Annotated in this window: 1 protein-coding gene; it reads left to right on the top strand. The window is 66.7% G+C overall.

Annotated features, from left to right (window positions below; translation table 11 throughout):
- Positions 1 to 104 precede the first annotated feature (104 nt).
- Positions 105 to 1,526, top strand: coding sequence for an IS1380 family transposase (locus BLR51_RS27025; protein WP_074743528.1), 1,422 nt, complete (start codon positions 105 to 107; stop codon positions 1,524 to 1,526).
- The last annotated feature ends 12 nt before the right edge of the window (positions 1,527 to 1,538 follow it).

The raw sequence follows: 1,538 nt of genomic DNA, 5'->3' as shown, positions 1-1,538 counted from the left end.
CCCGGTTTATTCATCCAAATCGATGGGGGCAGGTTGCGTGCGCCTGAAAGCGCCGTAGAATCAAGTTGCTACACCAAAATCCGCCAGCAGCTTCGGACGCACGCATGGGTGAAACGCTACGGCCGGTCACGGCCGGATTCAACCGCTCTCTTTCGATCGAAACTCGCGCCGAGCGCCTGACGGGCGATCCTGGCGCAGTACTGCTGCGAGAAGCTCTCGACGCGACCGGGATTATCGGCTGGATGGCGGCGCGGATGAAGGACAGCCGCCGCCAAGCCGATGTCGTGCATGACCTGCCGTCGCTCTTGCGGACCATGGTGCTCCTGGTCGCTCAGGGTTGGCAGGACCACGACGATGCGGATGCCCTGCGGCATGATCCAGCGATGCGTGTGGCGGCCGCCTCGTCGGCCGGGCTGACGCCGCTGACTGGGCACCCTGGGCTGGCCTCTCAGCCCACGCTTTCGCGTTGCACAGCGATGCTGGCGGAGCCAGGCAACCTGAAGGTTCTGCGGGAGGCTGCCCTCGAACTCGCCGGTCGGAACCTGCGCGCCGAGAATGGCGGGCAGCGGCGCACTCGCATGACGCTGGACGTCGACAGTCTGCCCATCGAGGTGCATGGCCATCAACCGAAGGCCGAGTGGAACGGGCACTACCGGACCCGGGTCTATCACCCGCTGGTCACCTCCATCGCCGAGACCGGCGACATGCTCGACGCGCGTTTACGCCCCGGAAATGTCGGCACTGCCGACGGTGCGCTGGACGTCATTCTCGACGTCGTCGATCGGGCCGAGGCCAGCCTGTGCAAGATCACGACCGTGCGCATCGATGCAGGCTTCCCCTCTGGCGCGCTCCTGTCGGGCCTGGAGGGGCGCGGCATCCACCACGTCGCCCGCCTGCGGGCGAACGCAGCCCTCGACAGGCTCGCGGCGCCGCACATGAAGCGACCGCCGGGACGACGGCCGACGGAACCGCGGCTTTGGACGCATGAGCTGGAATACCAGGCGCAGGGCTGGGACGAGCCCCGCCGTGTGGTGCTGGTAGTCAAGGAGCGCGAGGGCGATCTGCTGCTCGACCGCTTCTTCCTCGTCACCTCGATCTCGCGCTTCCAGATGAAGGGGCAGGCCCTGCTGGACCATTATCGCCAGCGCGGCAAAGCAGAAGGCCACATGGGCGAGCTGATGGACGTGCTGTCTCCAGCGCTGTCCTCCACCAATCGCGCCAAGACCCATCTGCGCGGCAAGAAGCCGAAATCGGTCACGCCCCCCATCGATGCCTTCGCCTGCAACGAAGTCCGGTTGCTCGTCGCCATGCTCGCCTACCAGATCATGCACGTGGCGCGCCGGGCCATGGCGCGCGCCACGAAAGCCCCTTGGAGCCTGCGCCGCCTGCGGGAACGCGTGCTGCGCGCCGGCGCTCGTCTCATCATTTCAGCCCGGCGCATGACCTTGATACTTGCCGCAACGGCCGCGCCCTACTGGGCCGCCATCTGGCCGCAGATCCAGATGCTACGCGGGGCCGACCCATAATCGCGAGCAAGT

This window comes from Salipiger marinus, from assembly GCF_900100085.1.
In the GTDB taxonomy this organism is placed as follows: Bacteria; Pseudomonadota; Alphaproteobacteria; order Rhodobacterales; family Rhodobacteraceae; genus Salipiger; species Salipiger marinus.
The sequence above is the reverse complement of the archived record's forward strand: the minus strand, read 5'-3'. Positions and strand labels throughout refer to the sequence as shown.

Excerpts from the sequence above, each read along its gene's own strand:
- BLR51_RS27025 (WP_074743528.1), top strand. The coding sequence starts at position 105 with ATGGGTGAAACGCTACGGCCGGTCACGGCCGGATTCAACCGCTCTCTT.